This window comes from Candidatus Poriferisodalis sp., assembly GCF_965208925.1.
Classification (GTDB): domain Bacteria; phylum Actinomycetota; class Acidimicrobiia; order Acidimicrobiales; family Poriferisodalaceae; genus Poriferisodalis.
The window spans coordinates 477,070-503,064 of record NZ_OZ242364.1; the positions used below are offsets into that span (position 1 = coordinate 477,070).

The 25,995-nt window shown below is 68.3% G+C and carries 23 protein-coding genes; 8 read left to right on the top strand and 15 right to left on the bottom strand.

Going from position 1 to position 25,995, the window contains the following annotated elements; genetic code table 11:
- Positions 1-94: 94 nt before the first annotated feature.
- The 9 genes from ACOGI5_RS01960 to ACOGI5_RS02000 all read right to left on the bottom strand — a co-directional run bounded on the left by ACOGI5_RS01960 (position 95) and on the right by ACOGI5_RS02000 (position 9,559).
- Complete coding sequence (locus ACOGI5_RS01960; protein WP_419862790.1) at positions 95-1,363, bottom strand: ABC transporter substrate-binding protein; 1,269 nt, start codon at positions 1,361-1,363, stop codon at positions 95-97.
- A gap of 187 nt (positions 1,364-1,550) precedes the next feature.
- Positions 1,551-1,673 (bottom strand): hypothetical protein, encoded by a 123-nt coding sequence (locus ACOGI5_RS01965; RefSeq protein WP_419862791.1) that lies wholly within the window; start codon positions 1,671-1,673, stop codon positions 1,551-1,553.
- Positions 1,674-1,722: 49 nt separating this feature from the next.
- Entirely contained in the window at positions 1,723-2,469 is a 747-nt protein-coding gene (gene cobS, locus ACOGI5_RS01970) for an adenosylcobinamide-GDP ribazoletransferase (RefSeq protein WP_419862792.1), read from the bottom strand.
- A gap of 25 nt (positions 2,470-2,494) precedes the next feature.
- Positions 2,495-3,496: a nicotinate-nucleotide--dimethylbenzimidazole phosphoribosyltransferase gene (locus tag ACOGI5_RS01975; protein WP_419862793.1), complete on the bottom strand. Its 1,002-nt coding sequence runs from the start codon at positions 3,494-3,496 to the stop codon at positions 2,495-2,497.
- A 73-nt stretch (positions 3,497-3,569) separates the two neighbouring features.
- A complete protein-coding gene (gene cobU / locus ACOGI5_RS01980) occupies positions 3,570-4,124 on the bottom strand; it encodes a bifunctional adenosylcobinamide kinase/adenosylcobinamide-phosphate guanylyltransferase (RefSeq protein WP_419862794.1) in 555 nt (184 codons plus the stop codon).
- A 24-nt stretch (positions 4,125-4,148) separates the two neighbouring features.
- Entirely contained in the window at positions 4,149-5,324 is a 1,176-nt protein-coding gene (locus ACOGI5_RS01985; protein ID WP_419862795.1) for a DUF1015 family protein, read from the bottom strand.
- 132 nt (positions 5,325-5,456) lie between these two features.
- Positions 5,457-6,653, bottom strand: a complete 1,197-nt coding sequence (locus tag ACOGI5_RS01990) for a CaiB/BaiF CoA transferase family protein (RefSeq protein ID WP_419862796.1) — start codon at positions 6,651-6,653, stop codon at positions 5,457-5,459.
- A 40-nt stretch (positions 6,654-6,693) separates the two neighbouring features.
- Entirely contained in the window at positions 6,694-7,926 is a 1,233-nt protein-coding gene (locus ACOGI5_RS01995) for an amidohydrolase family protein (RefSeq protein WP_419862797.1), read from the bottom strand.
- A 58-nt stretch (positions 7,927-7,984) separates the two neighbouring features.
- Positions 7,985-9,559, bottom strand: coding sequence for a class I adenylate-forming enzyme family protein (locus ACOGI5_RS02000; RefSeq protein WP_419862798.1), 1,575 nt, complete (start codon positions 9,557-9,559; stop codon positions 7,985-7,987).
- Positions 9,560-9,629: 70 nt separating this feature from the next.
- Between ACOGI5_RS02000 and ACOGI5_RS02005 the strand changes: the two genes are divergently transcribed.
- From ACOGI5_RS02005 to ACOGI5_RS02035, 7 genes are all read left to right on the top strand, one after another.
- Complete coding sequence (locus ACOGI5_RS02005) at positions 9,630-11,018, top strand: serine hydrolase domain-containing protein (protein ID WP_419862799.1); 1,389 nt, start codon at positions 9,630-9,632, stop codon at positions 11,016-11,018.
- Positions 11,015-13,693: a CaiB/BaiF CoA transferase family protein gene (locus tag ACOGI5_RS02010; protein ID WP_419862800.1), complete on the top strand. Its 2,679-nt coding sequence runs from the start codon at positions 11,015-11,017 to the stop codon at positions 13,691-13,693. The genes ACOGI5_RS02005 and ACOGI5_RS02010 overlap by 4 nt, the downstream gene beginning before the upstream one ends.
- Positions 13,694-13,831: 138 nt before the next feature.
- Entirely contained in the window at positions 13,832-14,422 is a 591-nt protein-coding gene (locus ACOGI5_RS02015; protein ID WP_419862801.1) for a disulfide bond formation protein DsbA, read from the top strand.
- 25 nt (positions 14,423-14,447) lie between these two features.
- The gene (locus ACOGI5_RS02020) at positions 14,448-15,620 is read left to right on the top strand and encodes an amidohydrolase family protein (protein WP_419862802.1); all 1,173 of its coding nucleotides are present in this window, start codon (positions 14,448-14,450) and stop codon (positions 15,618-15,620) included.
- A gap of 67 nt (positions 15,621-15,687) precedes the next feature.
- Complete coding sequence (locus ACOGI5_RS02025; protein WP_419862803.1) at positions 15,688-16,893, top strand: LLM class flavin-dependent oxidoreductase; 1,206 nt, start codon at positions 15,688-15,690, stop codon at positions 16,891-16,893.
- Complete coding sequence (locus tag ACOGI5_RS02030; protein WP_419862804.1) at positions 16,890-17,663, top strand: hypothetical protein; 774 nt, start codon at positions 16,890-16,892, stop codon at positions 17,661-17,663. Before ACOGI5_RS02025 ends, ACOGI5_RS02030 begins: the two co-directional genes overlap by 4 nt.
- Before the next feature lie 11 nt (positions 17,664-17,674).
- Positions 17,675-18,085, top strand: a complete 411-nt coding sequence (locus ACOGI5_RS02035; RefSeq protein WP_419862805.1) for a VOC family protein — start codon at positions 17,675-17,677, stop codon at positions 18,083-18,085.
- Here ACOGI5_RS02035 and ACOGI5_RS02040 read toward each other — a convergent pair.
- The 4 genes from ACOGI5_RS02040 to ACOGI5_RS02055 all read right to left on the bottom strand — a co-directional run bounded on the left by ACOGI5_RS02040 (position 18,082) and on the right by ACOGI5_RS02055 (position 21,001).
- Positions 18,082-18,804 carry an enoyl-CoA hydratase/isomerase family protein gene (locus ACOGI5_RS02040; RefSeq protein ID WP_419862806.1) on the bottom strand — a complete coding sequence of 241 codons (723 nt, stop codon included), beginning with the start codon at positions 18,802-18,804 and terminating at the stop codon, positions 18,082-18,084. The two genes, ACOGI5_RS02035 and ACOGI5_RS02040, sit on opposite strands and share 4 nt — an antisense overlap.
- Positions 18,797-19,822, bottom strand: coding sequence for a CoA transferase (locus ACOGI5_RS02045; RefSeq protein ID WP_419862807.1), 1,026 nt, complete (start codon positions 19,820-19,822; stop codon positions 18,797-18,799). The genes ACOGI5_RS02040 and ACOGI5_RS02045 overlap by 8 nt, the downstream gene beginning before the upstream one ends.
- A 106-nt stretch (positions 19,823-19,928) precedes the next feature.
- Entirely contained in the window at positions 19,929-20,588 is a 660-nt protein-coding gene (locus ACOGI5_RS02050) for an enoyl-CoA hydratase/isomerase family protein (RefSeq protein ID WP_419862808.1), read from the bottom strand.
- Positions 20,589-20,758: 170 nt separating this feature from the next.
- On the bottom strand, positions 20,759-21,001 hold the full coding sequence (locus tag ACOGI5_RS02055) for a hypothetical protein (RefSeq protein ID WP_419862809.1): 243 nt from the start codon (positions 20,999-21,001) through the stop codon (positions 20,759-20,761).
- 112 nt (positions 21,002-21,113) lie between these two features.
- Here ACOGI5_RS02055 and ACOGI5_RS02060 point away from each other — a divergent pair, with 112 nt between their 5' ends.
- Positions 21,114-22,259, top strand: coding sequence for a hypothetical protein (locus ACOGI5_RS02060; protein WP_419862810.1), 1,146 nt, complete (start codon positions 21,114-21,116; stop codon positions 22,257-22,259).
- Here the strand turns inward: ACOGI5_RS02060 and ACOGI5_RS02065 are convergent.
- Together ACOGI5_RS02065 and ACOGI5_RS02070 are read right to left on the bottom strand one after the other, a co-directional pair.
- Positions 22,256-23,947: a uracil-xanthine permease family protein gene (locus ACOGI5_RS02065; RefSeq protein ID WP_419862811.1), complete on the bottom strand. Its 1,692-nt coding sequence runs from the start codon at positions 23,945-23,947 to the stop codon at positions 22,256-22,258. The two genes, ACOGI5_RS02060 and ACOGI5_RS02065, sit on opposite strands and share 4 nt — an antisense overlap.
- A 254-nt stretch (positions 23,948-24,201) precedes the next feature.
- Positions 24,202-25,920 (bottom strand): N-acyl-D-amino-acid deacylase family protein, encoded by a 1,719-nt coding sequence (locus ACOGI5_RS02070; protein WP_419862812.1) that lies wholly within the window; start codon positions 25,918-25,920, stop codon positions 24,202-24,204.
- Positions 25,921-25,995 lie beyond the last annotated feature (75 nt).

Here is a 25,995-nt window from a genome sequence, read left to right on the forward strand (position 1 = left end):
CCGGCTTGCACCTGCGCCGGGATGGCGAGTGATCGCTCACTCAGGCCACCCCGGCGCGAGCGCCAGAACTGAGATGACGGTGCTCAGATGACGGTCAGCCGGCGTTGCCGGTGGCCAAGTCGCCGACGTCTTCGAACTCGGTGGTCAGCGGCACGACCTTGCCGTTCTCCAGCTTGCTGAACACGACGCTGCGGTTGAACAGGCGCTGGAAGCCCGGCAGGCCATCGGTCCACTCCTGGGTGAAGTCCAGCACCGGCACCATGCCGCCGAGATCGAGGTGGTCGGTGGCCGATGCGGCCTGGAAGAACGAGGAGGCGTTGATCTCGCCCTCGATGGTCTCGGCGATCTGCCTGAAGGCCGCAAACGCCGCCCATGTGCCCATGCCGCCCAGGCTGTTGTAGTCGTGCTCGGTGGTGTCCCAGCCGCCCTCTTCAAGCGCCAGCCGGTACTCGTCCCACGGCGCCGTGGAGATGTCGGGGTACATGCCGCCGATGATGTCGCCGTCGGTCGACTCCTCGTTGCCGGCGGCGGAGATCTCGTTCAGGTTGCCCTGCGGGCCGTACTGGCGCGCGTCGGTGCCCGACTGGGTCCATGCCGTGTTCCAGGTGATGTACGGCGTCTCCGAGACGATGCCGATGACGCAGTCGGCGTCGGTGGTCGCCTGGGCCACCTCTGAGGAGTAGTCCTGCGCGGTCGGCGGCAGGATGATGATGTCGCCGAAGCTCTGGCCGAGGGCTGCGATCGCGTTCTCCATCGGCGGCAGGAAGATCTGGGCGCCGTCGATGATCACGGCGTTGATCGCCTGGCACCCGTCGTCGATGGCTCGCTTGATGATGCCCACCGCATACATCGGCTGGTTGCCGATGGGGAACGAGTGCGGGCTGGTCAGCTCAGACGGCGTGATCGGGCAGCAGGGGCCGAACCAAGTGATGTCGGACTCGGCGATCACCGGCACGATGCTCTCGGCGAAGAACGTGAACGAGCCGACGACGGCCACCATGTTCTCCTCGACAGCCTCGCGGGCGCACGCCGCGGCCACGGCGGGGTCGAACATCTCGTCGCAGACCGTCACCTCGAGCGGCCTGCCGCCGATGCCGCCCCGGGCATTGATGTAGTCGGCGTACGCATTGGCGGTGTTCGCGATGTTGTGGTACGTCGGACCCGCCGCGTTGAGCGTGGTGACCGTCATGACCTTGATGGGCTCACCGCTCGGTGCCGCTTCTGTTGTGGGAGCGGGTGCGGCCTCGGTGGTCGGGGCCGGCGCCGCTTCAGTAGCCGCAGGCGCCTCGGCAGCGTCGTCGTCGCCATCATCGCTGCCGCATGCAGCGGCAATCAGGGCGAAGACAGCCAGAAGCGCTGCCACCGTCCGCCACGCTCGTCGCCCGGAATGGCGCTGCACAGCACGTTCGCTGGTCGTCATGTAGTTCCCCTCCCTAGGGACAAGACAGACGCGATGGCCAGCCGTTTGACCGCCGCCTGCCTCTCAAACTTCGGAGCACCACTGTTGGGTGCTCGTGAGTTTCTAGCGCCTGTGCGCGCGTCGTGTCGGATTACGCAATTGCGAACACGATGATGGCCACGATGAACGCGATGGACAGCGCCAAGATGGCCATCGCCGCAAATCCGTCGCTTCTCGTTCTGTCCGGCGCTGAGGGGTCGTTCGGTGTGCGCATCCGCAGTGGGCTCATTCGAACTGGAGGGCGGGATGTCAGGTTCGGGACTCTAGTTCCAGAACCAGCCGAAGTCGTCCAGCAGGCGTGACACCGCTGCCAGCGCCGCCATCTGGCTGACCTGAGCGGTGGCACCCAGGACGTCACCGGTCAAACCGCCGAACGTGCGGCGAGCAATCAGCCCCACCACCAGCGCTGCGCCGGTCGCCGCGCCGACGGCGAACACGCCCACCGGCCCGAGTGCGAATGCGGCGCCGTAGCTGATCAGCAACGAGAGCGCGCAGGGCAATCCGCGCAGGTGGGCCGTGTAGGAGTGGCCAAGACCCGCACCAGGCGCAGCCCGTGCCAAGGCCATCACCGCAACGGCGAGCGCCCGACCGACACCATGCGCGAGGACCAGGGCGATCACGGCGTCACGCGACGCCAGCGGCATGACGGCGAAGACCTGCACCAGCGTCACCAGCACCAGCGCCAGCGTCCCGAATGTTCCCAGGCGGGAGTCCTTCATGATCTCGCGGCGCCGCTCGGGCGTCGTGCCGCCGAGGGCGTCTGCGGTGTCGGCCAGGCCGTCCTCGTGGAAGGCGCCGGTGACGACGACGCCCGTGGCGATGGCCAGGATGGCAGCGAGTGGGGCGCCCAGCGGCTGCCAGACGGCCCAGAACACTGCTCCGCTCAGGGCGCCGACGATGGCCCCGACCAGCGGGAACCACGGCACGCTGCGCCCCAGGTCGCGGTCGGTCGGCGGATGCGCCCCGCCCGGGAGCCGCGTCAGGAACGCCCACGCATACCGCAGGCTCACGCTGTGCCCCCGACGCTTCGCAGGCTCACGCCAGGCCCCACTCGGCGAAGGTGGCAACGTCAGTCACGGCCGCCGCGGCGATCCGAACGAGCGGCACGGCGATGAGTGCGCCAGTGCCCTCCCCCAGTCGCAGATCCAGGCGCACCAGCGGTTCCAGCCCGAGCTCGGCCAGCAGCTCTCGATGGCCCGGCTCGGCCGAGCAATGCCCGGCAATGCAGTGGTCGAGGCTGCCCGACGCGGCCAGTGCCAGCGGCGCCGCGGCAGCCGTGCCGATGAAGCCGTCGAGCACCACGGGAATCGAGCGTTGCCGCGCCGCCGCCGCCGCTCCGGCGATGGCTGCCAGCTCACGCCCCCCTGCCCGGCGCAGCACATCCAGCGGCTCGACGCGGCCCACCCGTTCGAGCACATCGCCCACGACCGTCCGCTTGTGATCGAGCGCCGCTGACTGAACCCCGGTGCCCGGTCCCGTCCAACGGACCGCGGCCTCAGCGGACGAGGTTGCCTGGTCGGCAAAGAGCAACCCGCACACAGCAGCCGCGGCGGTGGTGTTGCCGATCCCGAGTTCTCCCAGCACCAGCAGGTCGGGCCGGTCGGCCTCGACGGCGCGTTCGACAGCGAGAGCGCCGGCGTCGACGGCCGCGTCGAACTCGTCGGCGCTCATCGCATCATGCGTGCGGATGTTGCCCGTCGGCATGCCCACGCCGACATCGTCACACCGCACCACCGCCCCGACCTGGCGTGCGACCGCCGTCACGGTGGCGACACCGCTGTCGACAGCGGACACCATGGCTGCGGTCACCTCGGCGGGATACGCGCTCACACCCTCTTCGGCGACACCGTGGTCGGCTGCGAACACCAGCACAACCGGCCGCTCAACCGCCGGCTGCGTCGAACGCTGCCAGCCGGCAAGCCACATGGCCACCTGATCCAGCCGCTCGAACGCACCCGCCGGTCGCAGCACCTGCGACGCCCGTTCGGCCACGGCGCGCCGGGCGGCTTCATCGGGCACCGGCAGTTCCGCAAGCATCTGGGACAGCAACGAGGGCCGATCCGTCAGACCTGCCCCAGACGCTGTCTCCGACGCACACTCCGGCACGGCCTCAGGCACCGCCCTCAGGCCCGGAGAGCTCCAGCCGCTTGCCCGCCACCACGAGGTACGCCCGATCTGCAGCTCCCACGACGATCTGATTCACCGATCCCAACACGTCGCGGTACGCCCGCCCGAGCGGGGTGGCAGGCACCACCCCCGAGCCGACCTCGTTGGTGACCACGATCGAGACGCCCTCGCGTCCATGCAGGCAAGCGACCAGCTCCCGGGCCTCGGCCGTGATCTCGCCCGCATGTGCCGCATCGACGCTCCCCGCACCGGCGCCGCCTTCCAGCATCCGGTTCGAGACCCACATAGACAGGCAATCGATGACGATCGTCGCCTCGGCATCGACTTGCTCCACAGCGAGAGCCAGGTGGATCGGGGCCTCGATCGTCGTCCACGCCGCAGGCCGATCGGCCCGATGCCGCTCGATGCGTGCGGCCATCTCGTCGTCGCCGGCCTCGGCCGTGGCAATGAACGTCACCGGTGCGCCGTCCGACGTCGCTGCGCGCAGCGCCGCTGCGGACTTCCCGCTGCGAGCTCCCCCGGTGAACGCGATCAGCATGAGCGAGACAGCACCAGCGGCGGATCAGCAGCGAACCAGCAGCAATCCGGAGCGAGCCTTGGGCAGGAAGTACGTGGTCTTCGGCGGCATGACACCGCCGAAGTCTGCAACTTCGAACACTGAATCGAGCGCCACTGGCGCCAGCAGGATCGTGACCGGCGCTGGGGCGGCGGCGACGGTTGTGGGACGGTAGGTGAGCCTCGGATCCGAAGCGCTCTCCACGCCGAAGATCTCGCCGAGTATGAAGTCGTGAACGAACGCCGCATCCAGCCGGGTCGCCGGATTTTGGATCGGCGACGGGTCGTCAGCAGGTCCAGCGTGGCGCAGGCGTGCACGGAACCAGTGGCCTGCCACGCCGATGCCGACCCATCCCGGCGCCGCCGGGCGGGCTGCGACGGCGTCGGACACCTCTTCGACGACGCACCGAGACCTCATCATCTCCATGACGCGCCGCGGCATCATGTCAAGCTCGCTCAGTTCACGGTCGAAGCTGCCGAGGTGCAGTTCATCGGTGGGTGCGCACGCCACGAGCACGTGTGAGAAGCCGGCCTGCTTGGCAGCTGCGACGCGATGGTGCCCGTCCACGATGTACAACGGGCCGTCGAGGCCGACGCTGGCGCCCTCGCGGTCCCCGACGATGGCCGGCCACAGCGTGACCCGCGCACCGTCGGCGGTCTTGGTGTCGAGCAGCGGTTCCAGCGGTGCGGACGCCCCGGCTGCGGCAAGGGTGGCCTCGATGACGTCAGAGACCATGGTCAACCGAGGTGCGGTGACGACCACGGGGCTCGACATGCGGCCGACTTCGGTGAAGTGCACAGCCAGTCCGTGCACCCGGCCGGGCTGGGTGTCCTCGTGAGGGCGCAGTTCATGGGAGCCGAGGCGCACGCCGCCCAGCAACGCGTGCTGCGCGTGGCCGTCAGCCTCCACGCACTGCACGTACAGGCCTGGCTCCCGGGCGGCGCCGAAGACGCCCAGACTGATGAGCCGGTCGAGTGCCCGCGTGCTGCGTGTGGCGTGCTGCCGGTGCTCGCTGGGGTGGCCGAAGCTCTCTGGCGGCAGTCCGGCCACATGGGCAAAGGAGTCGGGATTGTCGGCAAGGTGCTGCGCGTGCTCGTCGGGGGTGAGCGAGTCATACGGCGCGGGGATCACCGTCGGCGCCCATTCAGGCGTCAGCACTTGAGCGCTGACCGGCTCGATCATCCGCTCTCCCTCCCCGCCGCCTCATCTCGCGCGCCCGGGTAATCGAGCCCCACTGTGATGAGCTCCGAGCGCACGCCGACGCAGCGGATCGAAGTTATCTCACGCCCAGCAGCAGGTTCGACGCGCGACCGCTCAGGGGATCACGCCCGCCTGCTTCAACTGCTCGATGTCATCCCAGTCGTAGCCGTGCTCGAGCAGGATCAGCTCGGTGTGCTGGCCGAGCTCGGGCGGCGGCCCGCCGGGAGCCCATGCACTCTCGGAGAAATCCACTGGAGTCGCGACCATCTCGGTCGTACCTCCATCAGGCGACGGCACCTTCACCCAGCAGCCCGCAGCATGGGCCTGCGGGTCGGACCGCATCTCCAGCGTGGACTGCACGGGCGACCACCACACGTCATTGACATCGAAGATCTCGCCCCACTCGGCACGTGTGCGCGTGGCCATGACGGCGTCCATCTCCGCAGTGAGGGCAGCTGTGTTCTCGAGGCGGAGCACGATGTCGGCAAAGCGGGGGTCGTCCTCCCAATCGGGCCGATCCAGTGCGCGCACCACATGAGGCCAATGGCGGTCGCCCTCGAGACCCAGCATCCACAGCCATGCGCCGTCGCGGCAGCGGTAGCAGTTGATGAGCGGGTTGGGCGGGCTGTCGCGTCCCCAGGCCTCGGTTTCGTCGCCCGTCATCGCCGTGATGTTGTGATCCCAGCCCAGCAGGTAGGTGCCCAGGCGCAACAGCGAAGACTCCACCAGTTGGCCCTTGCCGGTGCTGGTGCGGTGGAACAGGGCGGCCGCGACCCCGGCCGCCGCCGCCAGCCCGGTCATGTGGTCGCCCATGCCGCCACGCTGGTACGGCAGGTCGGCATCATCGGGGGTCAGCGACCGGACGATCCCCGCCCGGGACCAGAACGCACCCACGTCATAGGTCTGGCGATCCCGTTCGTCGCCCCGCAGCGAGAGGCCCGTGACGCTGGCGTAGATCAAGCGCGGGTAGCGCTGGGCCAGCGACGGATAGTCCAGACCCATGCGCTCGAGCCCACCAGGGCGGATATTGGACAAGAACACATCGGCATCGGCCAGGAGGGCATGCAGGGCAGCGAGGCCCTCAGGCTGCCGCAAGTCGAGCGCGATGCTGCGCTTGCCGCGGTTGTCGAGATCGAAGGGCGGGTTGCCGTCGCCCTGAAACAGCCACTCGAGCGAGCGGAACGGGTCGCCGTCAGGCGTTTCCACCTTGAGGACATCGGCGCCCCAGTCAGCCAGGATCCCGCCGCAGGCGGGTCCCGCGATCCACACGCCCAACTCGACGACGCGGATGCCCTCCATCGGCCCGGCCATGGACCTTCTCCCTGCTCGCAGCGGCGATGTGGCAGGGTACTCAACAGCCTGCGCCGCCTCCCATGCACAGGCGGCGAGCGGTCTCAGCGTCGATGCGTTCAGCGGGTGCGAGATCCCGACCGGTGGCGGCTGCTATCCACTCGCCGGGATCGGCGGGAACCGTCGGAGCATCGGAGGACAGGGTGACGCGGATACCGCGGCGCAGCAGGCTTGCCAGCGGCCAGAGCCACGCCTGTTCGGTGAGCGAGAGCTGTTCTCGGTACTTCTGCGCACGCCGGGTCACGAAGCTGGGCTGGGTCACCACCGCGACGCCGAGCCGGGCGACGCGGTCGAGTTGTTCGGGCAGCGCGAGCGCACAGTGCTCTATGCGGTCGGGCGCAAGTCGGCCGGGCCCGAGGCGGCGATCGTCGCTCGTCGCCATTCCGGCGGGCATCGGCGGATGGGCCTCCACGGCATCCAAGGTTGCTTGCAGCGTGTCGATGTCCATGACATGGACGGCGACCGGGAATCCATGAGCGCGCGCCGCCGCTACCAGATCGGCGATCGCGCCGTCGTCGTCGTGAGGCGGCATGACCTTCGCGTGTCCCACTCGCACCCCGGCAGCACCTGCCGCTGCTCCAGGCGATGGCAGCCTCTCGCCGAACGCAAGGTCTCCCAGCGCGTCGAGTCGGTCGGCGCCCACCATCGCCGTGACGTCCACCGAAGGCACCCTGTCGGCCGCTTCGGCGAGCAGTTCCAGTGCGCCGAGGTCGTTGGTATGGGTGGCGTCGGTACAGGCAGTGATGCCCGCCGCAGCCATGTCGGCCAGCACCTCGGCAACGCCTGCCACTGTCGCACTGCGATCGACTTGCGGCACCGTTGCCAGCAGGTCATGACGCTCGACGAGCACATCGCCTGACGTCAGCCCCAAGGCGTGGCCGGCGGCCGTATTCACCACCGCCACATGACCGGTGACGTGATGCAGCACGGTCGGAACATCATGCGTGACGGCGTCAAGCTCGGCGGCGGTCGGGTGGCGACGCTCAGCGAGCAGCGCATCGTCGTAACCCCAAGCCCGCAGCCACCGACGCGAATCGCCCCGGTCGCGTTCGGCGCGGGGCTGACGGCCGTGCAGCATCGTCGGCACGGCGGAGCTGCGTGCGGCATGCCCGACGATGTCCAGCAGTTCCCCCACCGACGCCGCAGCCTGGACATCGGTTGATCGGCGTGCAGCGGCGCACGCCAGCAGGTGCAGGTGATCGTCCCGATACCCCTGCGCCGGGGCGGTGCTCACGGCTGCGCTCGCGGCCCTGGCGAGCCCAGCAGCGCCGCGGCGAGCCCTGGTACCGGCCTCAGATGCCCAGCTCGTCGAGCATCGGGATGAGATCGCGACGCAGCAGCTTGCCGGTGGAAGTACGTGGCAGCTCGTACATCAGGTGCACGAACTCGGGACGCTTGAAAGGTGCAAGACGCTCGCGGGCGTGCGCAACCAGATCGTCGCCCGACGTGCCGCTGCCAGGCCGCACGACGGCCGCCGCCGCCACACGTTCGCCCCATTCCTCGCTGGGCAGGCCCACGACTGCTGCTTCGAGCACCGACGGGTGGTCATACAGCACGCCCTCCACCTCGTCGGGCAGCACGTTCTCGCCTCCGCGGATGATCATGTCGCCGGTGCGACCGGCCAGGAACAGGTAATCGTCGTCGTCGAGGTAGCCGAGATCGCCCGTGTGCACCCAGCCCTCGTCGTCGATGGTCACACGGGTCTTCTCGTCGTTGCCCCAGTAGCCGTCCATGGCGCGGAACGTCTGCAGCTGCACCTCGCCGATCACGCCGGGCGCCACGACCTCGCCACTGTCGGCGTCCACGACGCGCACCTGCACGTCCTCGAGCACCTGGCCCACCGAGGAGAGCCGGTGCAGCTTGCGTTCCTTCTCTTCGTCGGTTCCGTCGATGCGATGGTCGTCGGGATCCAGAACGGCCACCGTGGACGTCGTCTCGGTCTGGCCGTAGGCGCCGGCGAAGGCCACGTTTGCTGGGAACATGTCGATGGCCCGGCGGATGACCGACGGCGGCATCGGCGCCGCGCCGTAGGTGATGGCGTCGAGGCCGCTGAACGCCTCATGGCCGAAGTTGGGGGCTTCGAGCACCCGAGCGAGCATGGTGGGCACCAAGAAGGCGTGCGTCACCGAGTGCGCTTGCACGCACTCGATCCACGACGACGCTTCGAACTGCGGCAGCAGCACCACCACGCGCCCGCTGTAGAGGGCGTTCAGCATCGAGGTGAGCCCGGCGATGTGGTACAGCGGCGCCGCGACCGCCATGCGGCCCATGTCCTCGCCGGTCGCGGCGTCGTTGGTGCCCATGACATAACCCGTGATGGCGCCGTTGGTGAGCTTCACACCCTTGGGCATGGCCGTGGTGCCGCTGGTATACAGCAACGCGCACAGCCCATCGGGGTCGACGTCCTCGGGCACGGGCAGCTCGAACGCCTCGTCGCGGGCGGCGGCATACGACGACGGATCGTCGAGCACCAGGACGTGCTCGAGGTCGTCAGGCTTGTTCTCGGCGATCAGGTCGCTGTAGCGAGACTCGGTGAACAGGACGCTGATGCCGCTGTCGCTGAGCAGGTGAGCGGTCTCTTCCGCACCGGCGCGGAAGTTCATCGGCACGACAGTGGCGCCGACGAACGCACCGCCGAAGATGGCCTCCACGCACTCCACGCTGTTGGTGGCGAAGATGCCGACCCGGTCGCCGACGCCCACGCCGAGCATGGTCAGCATGCCGGCAGTGCGGCTCACGTTGTCGAGCAGCTCCTGGTAGGTCACCTCGCGAGCCGTGCCGCCGCCGGCTTCCGTCGAGGTGTCGATCAGGATGACTTGTTCGCCAGCAATGGTGGCTGGCATGAAGAGCAGCATTCCCAGATTCACGTCGATCCCCTCTGCGCTGCGGCCTTGCGGCCGGCGACACAGTCTGCCGGACGAGCCCTACGCTGCGCGCATGAAGCGACTCGCGGCTGCACTGCTGAGTTTCGGCCTGCTGACGGCCGCCTGCAGCGGCGCAGACGACACAGCGTCGACGACTGCTGCGACATCTCCGGTGATTGCCGAGGCTCCAGCACCGGCAGCCACCGCAGCGCCCTCCACGACTGCGGCAATGCCGGCAACCACGGAGGCACCGGCGACCACCGCAGCGCCGGCGACCACGGCTGCACCACAGTACGAGGCCGAAGCCGAATCCCGCAGTGAGTCCAGTGAGGGATCCCAGACCGGCGCCGAACCGGCGGATCCGCTCGGCGCCGCAGTCGCTGAGTGGATGGAGCGCACCGGGGCACCTGGCCTCGTGCTGGCTGTCGCTCAGGGCGGCGCCGAGCCCGCAGCCTTCGCGTGGGGCCTCAGCGACATCGCCACCGGTACTCCTATGACGGTCGATCATCACGTGCGCATCGGCTCGGTCACCAAGCCGGTCACCGCCGCTGTGGTGCTGCAACTCGTCGCCGAAGGCCTCGTCGAGCTCGACGCACCGGTGGCGCAGTACCTGGGCGACGACTGGGCACCGGGGTACGAGCACGCCGCTGCGGTCACGGTGCGTGACCTGCTCGGGCACACCTCGGGCTTTGTCGAGTACGCGTTCGACGTGCAGTTCTACCAACTCGCAGCGCCCCGGCTTGCCGAGCAGATCTCACCCGAAGAGATCCTGCAGTTTGCCGCGGAGTATGGCCCCGTGGCCGAGCTGGGCACCGAACGCCACTACAACACCACCGGCTATCTCGCTGCGGGGTTGTTGATCGAAGAGATCACGGGCAACACAGCGGCCGCGGAACTGCGGTCTCGTGTGTTCGAGCCGCTGGGCCTGCAGCACACCTACCTGACGCCCGAGGAGTTCCCGCCCGAGCCGACGGCGAACGGGTACGTCGGGGGCACCCTCGGTTACCTGATGGTTCCGCTCTTGGGGCTCACCAGCGACAACCAGATCACCCACAACGACGGCATCTATGTGGACATCGGGAGCGGCCCTGAGGACTTCGCCCGCTCGGCGGGGTGGACCGGCGGCGGCATCGAGGCACAGATCGGCGATGTGGCGGTGCTGATCCGAGGTCTGTTCGCGACCGACATCCTCGATGAGGAGCAGATCGCTCTCATGACGACAGGTCACCCGACTCCCGAGAGCAGCTACGGCCTGGGCATCTCAACCGACGAGATTCTGGGTGTGACGATCTACACCCACGGCGGCGGCGTTCCGGGCTTCCGCACCATTGCGGCCTACGCGCCGGCACTTGATCTCGGCGTCGCCCTGACGACCAACCTGCTGGGCCTCGAGGGCCCCGATGACGTCGGGGGCCTGCTCGAATCGCTCGCCCCGATCCTGGCGACAAGGGGGCAGCAGTGAGCCGATTGTTGGCTGGCATCCGGGTGCTGGAGCTCGCAACGGGGATCTCAGGTCCGTACCTAGGGAAGCTCTTCGCCGACCACGGCGCCGATGTCATCAAGGTGGAGCCGCTTGGCGGCGATCCCGCCCGACGCCACGGGCCGTGGGGCGATGCGGATGCACGGGTCGGCAGCACCGGCAACTGGGAGCACTCACCGCTGTTCCTGCATCTCAACACCAACAAGCGCAGCGTGGTCGCCGACATCGGTACCGCCGAGCCCAGCGCGGCCGACCTCGGGTTCATCCGGTCGCTGGCAGCGACCTCAGACATCGTCATCGAGGCGTTCCCGCCGGGCCATCTGGACCGCATCGGCCTTGGGTACGAGACCCTGTGCAGTCTGAGGCCCGGCATCGTGCTCACCTCGATCACGCCGTTCGGGCAGTCCGGCCCGTACGCGCAGGCGGGCTACCGGGGCAGCGACATCGTGACCTACGCCATGGGCGGACCGATGTGGGGCACCGGAATCGACGAGCGCGAACCCGTCAAGCTCAGCGGGGACGTCACCTCGTATCAGGTGGGCAACTTGGCGGCCGTGCCGACCTTGGCGGCATACCAGATGAGCCAGCGCAGCGGCCGCTCGTTTCACATTGATGTGTCAGCGTTCGAGGCGCAGGCGGGCACCATCGACCGCCGAGCCTCCTACCTGCTGTACGAGGCGTGGACCGGCACCGACGTCGGGAGAGACGCGCGCCAGCCGCAACGAGCGTCGCCGGTCGGCTTTTACCCCACTGCCGACGGGTGGGCGCTGGTGTTCACCTTGCCGTCGTGGGCCCCCCGCATGGTGCAGACGCTCACCAGCGCAGGCCTCGGCGGCGACAGCGGCGACGGCGACTCGCTGGCCGAACGGTTTGCAAGTCCTGCGTGGCTGGCAGATCCCGATCTTCCCGACATGGTCGAGACCGCGCTGTTTGTGTGGCTGGCAGGCCACACCCAAAGCACGGTCGGCGCTGCAGCACAAGTCAACAAGTGGGGCGTGACCCCGCTGAACGCTCCAGCCGATCTGCTGGATGATCCGCACTTTGCGGCACGAGGCTTCTTCGTGCCCGTCGAGCATCCGGCGGCGGGAACGGTCCGGCAGCTCGGTGCGCCGTTTCGCCTCCATAGCGTCAACCCGCGCGATGCATCCGATCAGGCATCGACGACACCGCGGCATGCGCCATTGCTGGGCGAGCACGACGCCGAGGTCCGTGCTGGCCTCGCAGCACCCGGCGTCGCGGCGACGAGCGGGGCCGGCAATCCTCGCTCACCGGACATCGCACCGGCACGCCGCGAATCCACGCGGTTGCCCCTCAGTGGCATCCGGGTGCTGGACCTGACGGTCGTGTGGGCCGGACCGGCCTGCACCATGTACCTGGGCGATCTCGGCGCCGAGGTGATCCGGGTGGACAACCCCTACGTGTTCCCGACGGCGACCCGGGGTCTGATGCCTCGCCCGCCGCGGGAGATCAATCCCGAATTGGGGCCGCTGTCGGGATATCCGGATCACGATCCGGGACGACGCCCGTGGAACCGCCAGAACCTGTTCAGTGCTCATGCCCGCGGGAAGCTGAGCTGCACGCTCGACCCGCGCACCGAGCTCGGGCGCTCGACGCTGCACCGGCTCGTGCAGCAGACCGATGTGATCGTCGAGAACAACTCCCTCGGCGTGCTGCCGAAGCTGGGGCTCGACTGGGACACCGTGCACGCCGTCAATCCGCGCACGATCGTGCTGCGCATGCCGCCGATGGGCCTCGCGGGTCCGTACTCGGACTGGGTCGGTTTCGGCGCCAACTTCGAGGCACTGTGCGGGCTGACGGGTCTGCGGGGCTACGCCGACGACGACCCCACCAGCCTGACCTCGGTCTTCCACATGGATCCCGCCAGCGCCGCCACTGCTGCCTTCGCGGTGCTGGCCGTGCTGGGACGGCGCGACGGCATCGACGGCTCCGGAGGGACCGGCGTCGGCGAGCTCATCGAGTTCTCCCAGTCGGAGAACGTGATGCAGCACATCGGCGAGTACTTCATCGACGCGGCCGCCAGCGGCACCCGTCACCGGCCGTTGGGCAATCGCTCCGTGGCCCGGGCTCCGCAGGGCTGCTACCGCTGTGCGACCGATCCCGCGCGGCCCGGTCACAACGACGAATGGGCGGTGATCGCGTGCGAGGACGACGCCGACTGGGCAGCGTTGGCCGGCCTGCTGGACCGCAACCGGCCCGACGGGACGCCGATGATGGGCGACGACGAGCGCTTGGCCACGCTGGCAGGGCGCCAGGCCCACCACGACGAGATCGACGAGCGGATCAGCGCCTGGACCCAGCAGCGCACCTCAGCCGAGGTGTTCCACCAGTGCCAGCAAGCGGGGGTGCCCGCCGGGCCGGTGCTGCGTGAGTCACAGCTTCGCGCCGACCCGCAGATGGGCGATCGCTGCTGGTTCCGCCAGAACGGATCGGTCGAGCAGGGCTGGCACAGCTTCCCCGGACGCCAGTGGCGCTGGGACGGCCCTGAGATGCCGTGGCGGCCCATCGGCATCCTCGGCGATGCCAACGAGTACGTGTACCGCGAGCTGCTGGGCCTCGACGACGCCGAGTGGCAGGCGCTGTGCGACGAGGGGCACATCAGCCGCGATTACCTGAACCCCGACGGCACCTCGATGTAGCCCGGGGCAGCCAGCGGGCGCAGCGCGGCTGCCCGGATGGCCGCTGCCCGTCACGGGTAGATTGCCCGCATGGCAACTGACACGGGCACTGACACCGAGATCGAGTTCTGGGTCGACCCCATCTGACCTTGGTGCTGGGTGACGGCCAGGTGGGTCGTCGATGAAGTCGCTTCCGAGCGCAACCTGAAGGTGAAGTGGCAGCCGATCAGCCTGCTCTTCAAGAATGAGCCCCCCACGGACAGCCCGTACTACGACGCGGTGGTCGGCACGCACGGGCAGCTGCGGGTCATGGAGTCAATCCGCGCCGCGGAGGGCGATGACGCCGTGTTCGGCGTGTACTGGGACTTTGCGAGCCGCATCCACCACGACGGCGACCGCGATTTCGACATCGCGAAGGCGCTCGAAGAGCTCGGCATCGATCCCGAACACGCCAAGGCAGCCACCGACGAGAAGTGGGATGCCGAGATCCGGTCCCGCATGGACGAGGGCCTGGCCCTCGTGGGCACCGACGTCGGCACGCCGATCATCGCCCTCGACCGCGCCGACGGGGAGCGCGTCGGCATCTTCGGCCCGGTGATCACCCGGGCGCCCAAGGGCGACGACGCCCTGAAGCTGTGGGACGGCATGGTCGCCATGATGGACATCGACGGCTTCTGGGAGCTGAAGAAAACCCGCACCGAGCGGCCCGAGTTCGGCGAGCGACCGGTCACCGTCCCGCCGGTGGGCTGACGTTCCCGAGAGCGGCAGTGAGTCGATGAGCGGCACGATTCTCGACGACCTCAAGATCATCGACACCGACAGTCACTGGTCGGAGCCGTACGACCTGTGGACGTCGCGGGCGCCCGCGAAGTACCGCGACCGTGTGCCGCGCATGGAGACGAGAGCCGGCAAGCGCCGCTGGTGGTTCGATGACGCCATCCCGATCGGGCTGCCCATTGCCTCGTCGGTGGTGGACCCTGACGGCGAGAAGGTCACCGGCACGGTCTTCTTCGACTTCGACAACGAGATGGTGCACCGCGCCAGCTACGACGCCGAGGCCCGGGTGGAGATGCTCGACCAGCTCGGCCTCGAGGCGCAGATCATGTATCCCAACGTGGCCGGCTTCGGGAACCAGAACTTCCTGAAGTCGCCCGATGACGCACTGCGGCTCATCTCGGTCGAGATCTACAACGACGCGCTCGCCGAGTTCCAGGAGGCGAGCGGCCAGCGAGTGTTCGGCATGGCCCTGCTGCCGTGGTGGGACCTCGACGCCGCCGTGCGCGAGATCGAGCGCTGCCACGCCGACGGGTTGCGGGGCATCGTGACCTGCTCCAACCCCGAGGAAGCCGGTCTGCCCGATATGGCGACGCCGCACTGGGATCCGGTGTGGCAGGTGTGCTCCGATCTCGCGATGCCGGTCAACTTCCACATCGGCTCGTCGAAGGGCAACCTCGACTACTACGGCAAGGCGCCGTGGCCGTCGTTCGGGCTCGAGCGTCAGCTGGCGGTGGGCTCGGCGAACCTGTTCATGGGCAACGCCCGGGTCGTGGGCAACATGATCTATTCCGGCGTGCCCGAGCGCTTTCCCGAGCTCAAGTTCGTCTCGGTGGAAAGCGGCGTGGGCTGGCTGCCGTTCTTTCTGGAAGTGCTCGACCACCAGATGCACGAAACTGCACCGAACGAACTGGCGGAGCTGTCGATGCTGCCGTCGGACTACTTCCGGAGGCAGTTCTACGGCTGCTTCTGGTTCGAGCGGTCCACCGTGCGGCCGACCATCGAGTACCTGGGCGCGCAGTCGCTGATGTTCGAGACCGACTTCCCGCACCCCACCTGCCTGTATCCGCGTGACGATCACGACTTGGCCAGGGCGCTCGAAGGGATCCCTCGCGACGATGTCGAGCGCATCATGTCGCTCAATGCGGCCGAGCTGTACCACATCGACATCTGACACGGCTCAGCCCGGTGATCAGTCGCCGTCCCGACGGCGACTGACCCTGCTGGGCTAGAACAGCGCAATGAAGTTCGGGATCTTCTACGAGCTGTCGGTGCCGCGGCCCTTCAGCCGGGCCAACGAGTGGCTGACCTACCACAACGCGCTGGAACAGTGCCGGGTGGCCGACGAGGTGGGTTTCGATCACGTGTGGGCTGTGGAGCACCACTTCCTCGAGGAGTACTCGCACTGCCCCGCACCCGAGGTGTTCCTGGCCGCGGTGGCCGCGCAGACCCACCGCATCCGCGTGGGCCATGGAGCCGTGGTGTGCGTGCCGGAGATGAACAACCCGATCCGGGTCGCGGAGCGGGCGGCCGCGCTCGACATCATCTCGAACGGACGGCTGGAGCTGGGCACGGCCCGATCAAGCACCTGGACCGAGCTCGGCGGGTTCTGCGCTGATCCCGACGACACGAAGAAGACGTGGGACGAGTTCGTGCGGGTAATCCCGCAGATGTGGACCGAGGACGACTTCGGCTGGGAGGGTGCCCGATTTGACATGCCGGCTCGAAATGTCATCCCCAAGCCATTTCAGGAACCGCACCCGCCGATGTGGGTGACGGTGACCACGCCGGGCACCGAGCTGGACGCTGCCGAGCGTGGGTTGGGTTGCTTGGGCGTGAGCGCCGCCCCGTTCGCCGAGCAGGAGCGCCGTACCAAGGAGTACTACCGGCGGGTGGCCGACTGCGATCCGGTGGGCAGCTTCGTGAACGACCAGGTCCACACGCTCAACTTCCTCTACTGCCACGAGGACTACCGCCAGGCGGCAGCGTTGGGTCTGCCGATGGTCGGCGCATTCAGCATGTCGAACGCGCACCTGTACTTCACCCGCGAGGCGTACCCGACACGGGCATACCAGACGCTCGGCAACGCGGGCGCTGCACTGCGCAGCCGCGGAACCCCGAATGGCAGCGCGCCTGCCGATGATCCGAGCGCGGCCAAGGGCTTGCCCGAAGGCGTCGGCATCGGCGACCCCGATCATCTCGTGCGGACTATCCGCAAGTGGGAGGACGTCGGCGTGACCGGCATCAACTTCCTGCTCAACGCGATGGAGATGATCCCCCAGCAGCAAGTGCTCGACAGCCTGCGGCTGTTCGCCACCGAGGTCATCCCGCAGTTCCAGACCCCGGAGGAGCGGGCTGCTCGGGTGCAGGCACCGACCAGCGTTCCCGACGTCAGCGCTTCTGGCGCACCTGCGCCCTCGACGACGCCGGCCGGGGCCAGCCGATGATCTCAGGAACGGCATCGGTTGACGAGTTGGCCGCCGGCGCGCCCGAGATCGCAGAGTTCGGCGGCGAGCCGATCCGCCTGAGCGGGGTGACGGGCCTGTCATTGGTCGCCGAGCTGCGGCGTCCGGCGCGTGAAGCGGTGCTGCCGCCAGGACTGCACCCGATCGTGCCGCCTGCGATGTCGCTGCTGGCGTGGGATGTGTCTGCGAGCCCGTGGGGAGCGTTCAGCGCCGCATACGTCCGCGTGGTCTGCCGCAGTGGTGCCCGCGCCCGGACGTTCTGCACCGGCGCAGCCGCTTCCACCGACGACGCGGTTGCAGGCTTGCGGTCGCAGCTCGGCTTTCCTGTGCAGCGAACCCAGGTGAAGCTGCGCCGTCACTACGACGGCGTCGATCTGACCGTCGCCCCGGCCAGCGAAACCGGCAACGGCGCAGTGGCTCAAGACGGCGCCGGGACGATGCTCGAGCTGAGTGCCCTCGACCCCGATCCGCTCTCGGTCGGCGATCTCCAGCACGTCGGCTCGATGAACCTGGCGCACACCCCGCTGGGGCTCCGGCTCGTCCAGGTCGAGACGCATCACGAACCGTCGCGCGTCGAGCGCCTGGCGGCCCGGATCGACGCGTTCGACGCAGCCGCCTGGGGACAGCCGCTGCTGGATCCGTACTGGGTCGTGAGCTGCTCGGTGTCGCTGGAGGACATCGAGATCCCGCCGATCCGGTTCGTGTGCGATCCTGCCAAGCCCGCCGCGGAGGGAACCGAACGGGTGCAGTAGCGTCCGCGGCCATGGACGATTCGACCGGGACGACAGCCGGTGACCAGGGTCCGCAGCTGCGGGCCGTGGGGGTGACGATCGACTGCGCCGACCCGGCGCGGATCGCCGACTTCTGGCAGGCGGCCATCGGGTTCAGCACGCGGGTCGGCAACGGCCGCCCGTACATCACGCTGTCCGAAGCGGACGGCGGCCGGATGCTGAACCACCTGACGATCCAGCGAGTGCCCGAGGCCAAGACGGCGAAGCTGCGCGCCCACCTCGATCTGTTCACCCGCGACATGGACAGCGAGGTCGCACGGCTGGTTGCGCTCGGCGCGACCGTTCTGGTGCCCGCCGCCACCGAGACCGCCGGTCACCTGGGCTTCCGGGCCACAGTCATGGCCGACCCCGAGGGCTCAGAGTTCTGCGTCGTCTCCCGCTAAGCGGCTGAACCAGCCGCTGCGATGCCAGCCCAGCGGCGCTCGACGGCGAGGCCGTCGCTGAGCGGCAGGTCGTGCGCGGCGCGCAGGCAGCGGCGCAGTGCCCGCGCCACTGGCTGATCGATGCGGGCGAGCTGACCGGCCAGCTCCGCCGTGCGGCTGACGAGATCACCGGTCGGCACGACCTCGGCGATGATGCCGAGCCGGCGGGCCTCGGCCGCGTCGATATTGCGGCCGCTCAGCACCAGCGGCAAGGCCGCCACCGGCCCGATGGCCGCGGTGAGGCTCTGCGTTCCGCCGGCCGCGGGCAGCATGCCGAGCTTGGTCTCGGGCAGGCCCAGCACCGCGTCGTCGCTGGCGATGCGCAGGTCGCACAGCAGCGACATCTCCAGTCCCGAGCCCAGTGCATAGCCGTGCAGAGCACACAGGGTGGGCACCGGCAGATTCGCCAGCGGGAGCCACGGATCGCGGTCCCACCGGATACGCCGGGCGTCGAAGATCGACTCGGCGGTGCCGAACTCGGACAGGTCGGCGCCGGCGCTGAAGTGCTTGCCCTCGGCGGCGAGCACCACGCACCGCACATCGGGCACGTCGCGCACGGCCGTGATCGCCTCGATGAGACCGTCGCGCATTTCGAGGTCGTAGATATTGAGCGGCGGATGGCACAGCGTGATCGTCGCAACGCCGTCATGACCGAAGACCAGCCGGACCCGCTCAGCCATGCCGATCACCGCCGGATCCGGCAGCGGATGTCGGAGTGCCGTCTCCGCGGCTGCATGCCATCGAGCCGACCAGCGGTGCCACGACGCCCGCCATCGACACGCGTCGGTGCTGGTGCGCAACGCCAGCGAGCTGGTCCACCGCGACACGCGCGGCCCGCAGCCCCGCAAGCGGATCGGGATAGGAGTACGCCGGTGCCTGAGGCTCATCTCCCATCCAGCCCAGGCCAGCGGCGGCGTGCACGCCAGTGCCGTACGCGATCCAGTCGCACTCCGGCGAATCCGGCTCGAAGGCGGTGACCGCCAGCGTGTGCAGCCGCGGGTGACGGACACAGAGCTGCTCGGGCAGCAGTTCGAGATTGGCCAATGCCCTGGGCGAGAGCGAGGTGACGAGCAGGTCTGCTGTCGCCAGCAGTCTCTCGAGAGCGTCGCGGCCCGCGCCGAACCGGGGATCGAGTTCGACGGCTGTCTTATGGGCATTCAGCTCCGCGTACATCACCGTGCCTGCCAAACCGTCGGGCCGAGCCGTCGAGCTCACCTTGCGGACCTCGGCGCCGGCACGGCCCAACAGCTCGGTACACAGCGGGCCAGCCCACATCGAGGTCAGGTCCACGATCTGCTTTCCGTCGAGGACCTCGCCGTCGAAAGATGCCGGGTCCATTGGCTCGCAGTTCGATTCCGGCGCGGCCGTCACGACAGCCGCCTCCGACATCCGGCGGTACGGAGTGACCGGCAGGCGCCATTCCTGCGCGCTCGCAGCCACGGCCTCGGTGTCGGACTCGCCCTGGTGCACCTCAGCAAAGCGCTCCCAGGTCTCGCCATCGTCAGGTCCGAGATCCACGCACAGCGCACCGGTGCCCCAGCGGACGGGCTCAGAGACCACGTCGGCGAGCTTCAGACGGCGCGGCATGTCGATCCAGCACGCGGCATCGCCGACCACACCCGCGCCCAACCGCCGAGCAACCTCGGCAGCCAGCTCGGCGCCATAGTCGAACAGGCCCGGCGGCAGCCAGTCGCTCACCTCAGCGCCCTGCGCTGTGTCTGATGCTTCGCATGGCTAACGCCCTGCGCTGTGTCTGATGCTTCGCATGGCTAACGCCCTGCGCTGTGTCTGATGCTTCGCATGGCTAACGCCCTGCGAAGTCCGGCGGCCGTTTGTCGAAGAAGGCGGCGAGACCTTCGGCGCGGTCGTCGGTGGCGGCGAGCTGGTGGTTCAAGTCGCCCTCCAGGCGCAAGCCGTCAGCAAGGGTGAGCTCCGAGCCCCGGTGCACCGCTTCCTTGGCGAACTCAAGCGCCAGCGGCCCCGCGCTGGCCAAGTCGTCCAACCATCGGTCAACAGCCTCGTCAAGGTCCGCCTCGACAGCGTGTGTCAGTCCCCACTCAAGCGCGGTAGCGGCATCCGCCTCCGCTCCCAAGAGCAGCATCGTGCTTGCGCGGGAGGCGCCGACGGCGCGTGGCAAGCGCTGGGTGCCGCCCCAGGCCGGGAGCCGGCCTTCCAGCGCATCCCGCAGGGCGAAGCGAGCGCTTGCGTCACACAGGCGGATATCGCACGCCAGTGCGATCTCAAGGCCGGGGCCCGAGCATTCGCCGCTGATCGCACACACCACCGGACCCCGCACCGTTGCCAGAGCAGACGCCGGATCAGGCTGGAGTTCGAGCGGATCGAAGCTGATGCCCGAGCAGAAGTCGGTGCCGGGCGCATTGCGCAGAACCACAACTGCCGGTTCGCGCGTCTCCCGCACGTCCACGCACAGCTCGACCAGCGCACGCGCGGCAGCGCGGTCCATCTCGCCGCCGCTCAGGAGATGCTCGATGCGGTTCAGGGTGCCACCACCCCCTTGGGTGGCCGGCGCCGATAGCTCGATGAGGCCTCGTCGGCCCCGTGCCGGCTGATCGGCCTCAGTCGGCCCAGCGCTGGCTTGATCGGCCTAATCGGCCCAGTGTCCAATGATCGGCCTCAGTCGGCCGACTTGGTCTTCTTCGGTTCCTGCAGCGCCATGTCCTTGCCGTCACACTGCAAGGTCACCGCGCCCGGCTTGGTGACAAGCACCTCGATGCCGGAATCCTCGTCCTGGTAGCGCTTGCCTACCTTCAGGCCCTCGCCGCCGGCCGCAGCGGAAATGTCGGCGTCGCCGCCCTTGGTGACGATGACTTGCACACCACCGTCAAAATCCAGACGCTCTCCAGCCTTGGTCGCCACAGCATCCCCCTGGTCTCATCGTGTCAATCCGGAATGTGGTCCGTATGAAGCTACACGCCGCGCTCTTGCATTACCTCATGGCGGTCGAGTGTTCTCGCGCCACAATGACCCCGTGGCGGCACCGCGAACTGCACTGGTGATCGGCGGGACCGGTCCGACGGGACCGCTGGTTGTCAACGGACTGGTCGCACGCGACTTCGACGTGACCATCCTGCATACGGGGCGGCACGAATCCGAGCTCATCGGCCCCGAGGTCCGTCACATCCACACCGACCCGTTCGACGGCGAGGCCACCGCGGATGCTCTCGGCAGTGAGTCGTTCGATCTAGCTGTCGTGATGTACGGGCGGTTGCGGGTACTGGCGTCGCTGCTGGCCCGTCGTTGCAGTCACTTCGTGTCGATCGGCGGGGTCGGTGTGTACCGGGGCTTCGGCAGCCCCGACGATCTGTTCCCGCTCGGCATGACGGTGCCGTTGCCGCACGGTGCGCCGCTGGTGGGCGACGGGGAGGATTTCCGCAAGCTTCGGATGATCCGGGTCACTGAGGAATCCGTGTTCGAGCATCACCCGCAGGCCATTCACCTGCGCTACCCGCAGCTGTACGGGCCGCGTCAGCCACTGCCCCGCGAATGGCCGCTGGTGCGACGTGCGCTCGACCGCCGGCCCCACCTGGTGGTGGCCGACGCCGGCTTGACGGTCAAGAGCCAGGGTTGGATCGGCAACGCAGCTCACGCCACGCTGCTGGCGTGCGATGCGCCCGCTGCGGCGCTGGGCGGCATCTACAACGTGGCTGATTCGTCGACACTTTCGCTAGCGCAGATCGCCGAGGTCATTGCCGACGAGCTGGGCCACAACTGGGAGCTGGTATCGCTGCCCTATGACCTCGCGGCGCCCGCCCGGCCCCTGGTGGGCAGCTGGTCCACCACCCACCGGGTGCTCGACATCGGGCCCACGATGCGAGATCTCGGCTACTGCGACGTGCTGGCGCCGGTCGATGCCTGGCGGGCTGCTGCGCGCTGGCTGGCGGAACACCCGCTCGAACGCGGCGGACCGCTCGAGCAGCGGCTGGGCGACCCGTTCGACTACGACACCGAGGACCGGCTGGTGAGTGCTTGGAAAGACGCCCGGCAGGGATTCGAGGCGACCCTCCAGAACCTCGACTGGACCAGCGAGCCCAACTACGGCAGTGCCTACGTGGGCAACCGCCCCAACCCGGGCGTCACCGAGAAACGGCAGAGTCTGAACGCAGCCGACTCCTAGCCCACCTTGCTGACCTGCAGATTGACGATGTCCATTCCCAAGTACTTCTGATGCTGCAGGCCGGACGTGTAGTGCTGCAGCAATCTCAGCGACAGGACGCCTGGGTCAGTTGTCTCCACTGAACCCTCGATCTCCTCGCTGAGACAAGCAAGGCGGTCTTCGAGGTTCTCGTCAACAGCGATGGCGATGAACTCGAGATGCACGGCCGTCGGCCCCGGGCGAGCCAGCAGCACCAGCCGCCGAGTCTCGCCGTCGGACTGTTGCTCGTTCATGTCCAGCAGGCACAACAGCGTTTCCTCGCCGGTGGCGCGCAATCGCTGCGCAGCCTGGCTGCTCCAACCAACTCGCTCGGCCATCGACACGAGACAGCCGTCCAGCTCTGGCAACGAGTCACGGCTCAATGACAGGTCGAAGCGATGGCGCTTGCGCGCACCGACGAGCTCTGTCAGGAGATTCATAGCGATTGCGACGAATGCTCCGACGAGCAAACCGTTGCTCGCCAGCGGCTCCCAAACGTCGCCGACCAACTCGGCGACGACCACGTCATGCTCGATACCGGCACCGAGAGCGAATGCACTGCTCAATATCACCGTGTCGCGAGCACTGAGGCCGCCTTGGCTTGCGTTCCTGACTCCGCTCACGAAGAGCAGCCCGGCGATGGTCAGCAGGTAGGCGCCTGCCACCGGACCAGGCACGGCGAGCAGCACGGCCATCAATTTGGGCATCAGGGCCACGAGCACCAGCACGCTGCCCAAGTAGACACCCACGCGGCGCGACGCGACCTGTGTCGTGCCGCTGAGAGCAGCGCTGTAGGACCCGTAGCTGCTCAATGGAGCCGAACCCATGGCTGCCGCGAGAGCGAAACCCGCACCAGTGGCATTGATGGATCCCTGGATGCGGCGATAGTCCGTCACCCTCGGCAGCCGCCACGACTGCTGCTGCATGAGGATGCCGTCGCCGATGCTCTTGATGGCGTCCACGAGTGCAACCAGCGCGAAGACCGGCAGCAGCGTCCAGAAACTCGCGCCGAACTCGAACGCGAAGCCATGAAATCCAGCGGTCGGCAGCCCCAGCCACGGCGCATCGGCGACGCCGCCGGTGTCCAATATGCCGAACAGAAGAGCGGCTGCACAGCCCGCGCTGATCGTGATGAGCGGCGACCAGATTCTCCAAGCGCCGTCAGACAGCAGCGCGAGCACCACGGCCGTGGCCACCGTCACCAGCGCTGTGATCAGACCGGTCATCTCCCCCTTGCCCGCAGGGACACTGCTGATCTGGCCGAATGCGACCGGCAACAGCGAGAATCCAATCAGCATCAACACGATCCCCGCGACCAGCGGCGTGATGACCTTGCGGAGTCGCGGCAACCACGCCGCCAGCAAGAAGTAGGAGAACGCTGACACCACAGTCAGGCTCGCGAGCAGGACGGGGCCACCCTCGGCCAGAGCCAGTGCCGACACCGCCACAAAAGCCGGTGAAACGCCGACGATGAAGAGCAGGCCCGCGCCGAACGGTCCCATGCGCAGTGCCTGAAGTGCCGTCAGGACACCGCACGCGAGCAGCGCCACGAACACCGTCCAGGAGATATAGCTGGAGCTCTGCTGGGTCGCGTGGGACGGAATCGATGCCAACACCACCATCGGGCCGATGACCAGCAAGACACCCTGCGCACCGACCGCAAGGCTCAACTGCGCAGGACAAGGCTCGTCGGCGTCGATACTCCGGGGGGGGGGGGGTACCGTCACGCCGCTAATCTGGTTCCCAGTGGCGTGATGCGCTGCGGCTCGGGATATCTGTATATCCACATACAGCATCGCACAGTAGTGGTTACCCGATACACGTTTCAGGTCGTGAAACGGGCCCTCAAATCACGGATCTGTGGAGCTGCAGCCGCCCGTCAGAGCGCCGGACGGGCGATCAGAACCGACTCCTCGGCAACCGGCTAGCGCGCCAGCGGGCCGCGCAGCAGCTGGCCTGGCACGGCACCGGTCACCTTGCCGTGCTCGGTGATCACTTCGCCGTTGACGATGGTGGCGGCGAAGCCGGTGGCTGTCTGGCGCAGGCGCGGCGCTCCAGCGGGCAGGTCGTGCACCAGCTTGGGCATGTCCGGCGACACCGTCTCGGGGTCGAACACGTTCACGTCGGCGGCCTTGCCGACCGCCAGCACGCCCCGATCGTCGAAACCCCATGCCTGCGCCGGCAACTGGGTGATGCGATGCACCGCGTCTTCCAGCGTGAACTCCTGGCGGTCGCGCACCCAATGGCCCAGCAGATGCGTCTGCAGCGACGAGTCCATGATCTGGGTGACGTGGGCACCGCTGTCGGAGAAGGTCGGGATGGCACGGGGGTGCCTCAGCAGGTGCAGCACCAGGTCCTGGTCCTGGTTGGCGAGCGCCTGCACGAAGAACATCTCCAAGTCGCTGTCCACGGCCAGGTCTACGAACGCCTCCATCGGCGTCGTGCCACGCTCGGCTGCGATGACGTCCATCGTGCGGAACGGCGGCAGCGGCCGTGTCAGCGGGTAGATGTGCTCCCAGACGGGCTTGCGAGCCTCCGGGCCGAGAGCCCTGCCGTAGTCACCGTTGTCGGCTTCGTCGATGAGGCGCCGCCGGATGTCGGGGTCGCGCAGCGCAGCCCACTGCTCGCCCCGTGAGTCCGCCCGCATCTCGCGCCACAGCGGCAGCCCGTCGAAGGGCAGCGAGGTCTTGAATGACAGCAGGGTGCCCAGGCAGCGAGTGTGCGCCTGACCCCACGAGACACCGCCGGCCGCGTTGATGCCGTCGAGCAGCTTGAGCACCGGCTTCCAGTGGTGGTCTTGGCTGGAGGGGGCGAGCATGCCGTAGGTGATCGGGACGCGTGTGCGAGCACCTAGCTCGACGACCTTGGCGACATAGGCGTCGTTGCGTTCGGCGTCGCGGGAGCGCAAGTCGCCGTGATTGGCCAGCTCGAAGATGCCGGCACCCATCTTGCCCATCTCGCTGACGAGCGCATCGATCTCGGACCATTCCGCCAAGCGTGAAGCAACCGGACGGTCGTCGGCGGTCTCGTGGTTGTACGAGATGGAGGTGGTGAAGCCGATGGCACCGGCTCGCAGCGAGTCGCGCAACTGCTGCAGCATCAGCGCCAGTTCCTCGTCGTTGGCCCCGCGGTCGAACGCGGCCTCTCCCATCGCCCAGGTCCGCAGCGCGGAGTGCCCCAGGTAGCCGGCGTAGTTGATGCCCTTGGGCGTGGCCTCCACGAAGTCGAGGTATTCGGGGAAGGTCTCCCACGTCCACTCGATGCCCGCCGCCATGGCCTCGGCGGAGATGTCCTCGGCCCGCTCGAGGTTGCGCACGACGAGATGGCGGGCGTCGGGTCGGGCAGGGGCCAACGTGAAGCCGCAGTTGCCCATCACGGCGGTGGTCACGCCGTGGAAGCACGAGCTCTCGCCCATCGGATCCCAAGCGATCTGGGCATCCATGTGGGTGTGCACGTCGATGAACCCGGGTGTCACGACGTGGCCCTCGGCGTCGATGGTGCGGTCGACCCGGCGACCTGCGAGATCGCCGGGCGACTCGCCGATCTCAGCCACGACGCCATCGGAAATGAGCACGTCGGCCCGGCGCGGCTCCGAACCCGTGCCGTCGATCAACGTTCCGCCAGAGATCAGCAGATCACCCATGTCGTGCCCCCGTTATCGCAACCACCGCCCTCGGCGTGAGTGCCCGTCTCAGCGTACGGCAGCCGAGCACAGCGC

Coding starts and splice junctions, on each gene's coding strand:
- ACOGI5_RS01990 (WP_419862796.1), bottom strand. CDS start 6,653: ATGGCCGGGCCGATGGAGGGCATCCGCGTCGTCGAGTTGGGCGTGTGG.
- ACOGI5_RS02050 (WP_419862808.1), bottom strand. CDS start 20,588: ATGGACCGCGCTGCCGCGCGTGCGCTGGTCGAGCTGTGCGTGGACGTG.
- ACOGI5_RS02020 (WP_419862802.1), top strand. CDS start 14,448: ATGAGCGGCACGATTCTCGACGACCTCAAGATCATCGACACCGACAGT.
- ACOGI5_RS02030 (WP_419862804.1), top strand. CDS start 16,890: ATGATCTCAGGAACGGCATCGGTTGACGAGTTGGCCGCCGGCGCGCCC.
- cobU (WP_419862794.1), bottom strand. CDS start 4,124: ATGCTGATCGCGTTCACCGGGGGAGCTCGCAGCGGGAAGTCCGCAGCG.
- ACOGI5_RS02040 (WP_419862806.1), bottom strand. CDS start 18,804: ATGGCTGAGCGGGTCCGGCTGGTCTTCGGTCATGACGGCGTTGCGACG.
- ACOGI5_RS02025 (WP_419862803.1), top strand. CDS start 15,688: ATGAAGTTCGGGATCTTCTACGAGCTGTCGGTGCCGCGGCCCTTCAGC.
- ACOGI5_RS01965 (WP_419862791.1), bottom strand. CDS start 1,673: ATGCGCACACCGAACGACCCCTCAGCGCCGGACAGAACGAGAAGCGAC.
- ACOGI5_RS02035 (WP_419862805.1), top strand. CDS start 17,675: ATGGACGATTCGACCGGGACGACAGCCGGTGACCAGGGTCCGCAGCTG.
- ACOGI5_RS02070 (WP_419862812.1), bottom strand. CDS start 25,920: ATGGGTGATCTGCTGATCTCTGGCGGAACGTTGATCGACGGCACGGGT.
- ACOGI5_RS01985 (WP_419862795.1), bottom strand. CDS start 5,324: ATGATCGAGCCGGTCAGCGCTCAAGTGCTGACGCCTGAATGGGCGCCG.
- ACOGI5_RS01975 (WP_419862793.1), bottom strand. CDS start 3,496: ATGCTTGCGGAACTGCCGGTGCCCGATGAAGCCGCCCGGCGCGCCGTG.
- ACOGI5_RS02005 (WP_419862799.1), top strand. CDS start 9,630: ATGAAGCGACTCGCGGCTGCACTGCTGAGTTTCGGCCTGCTGACGGCC.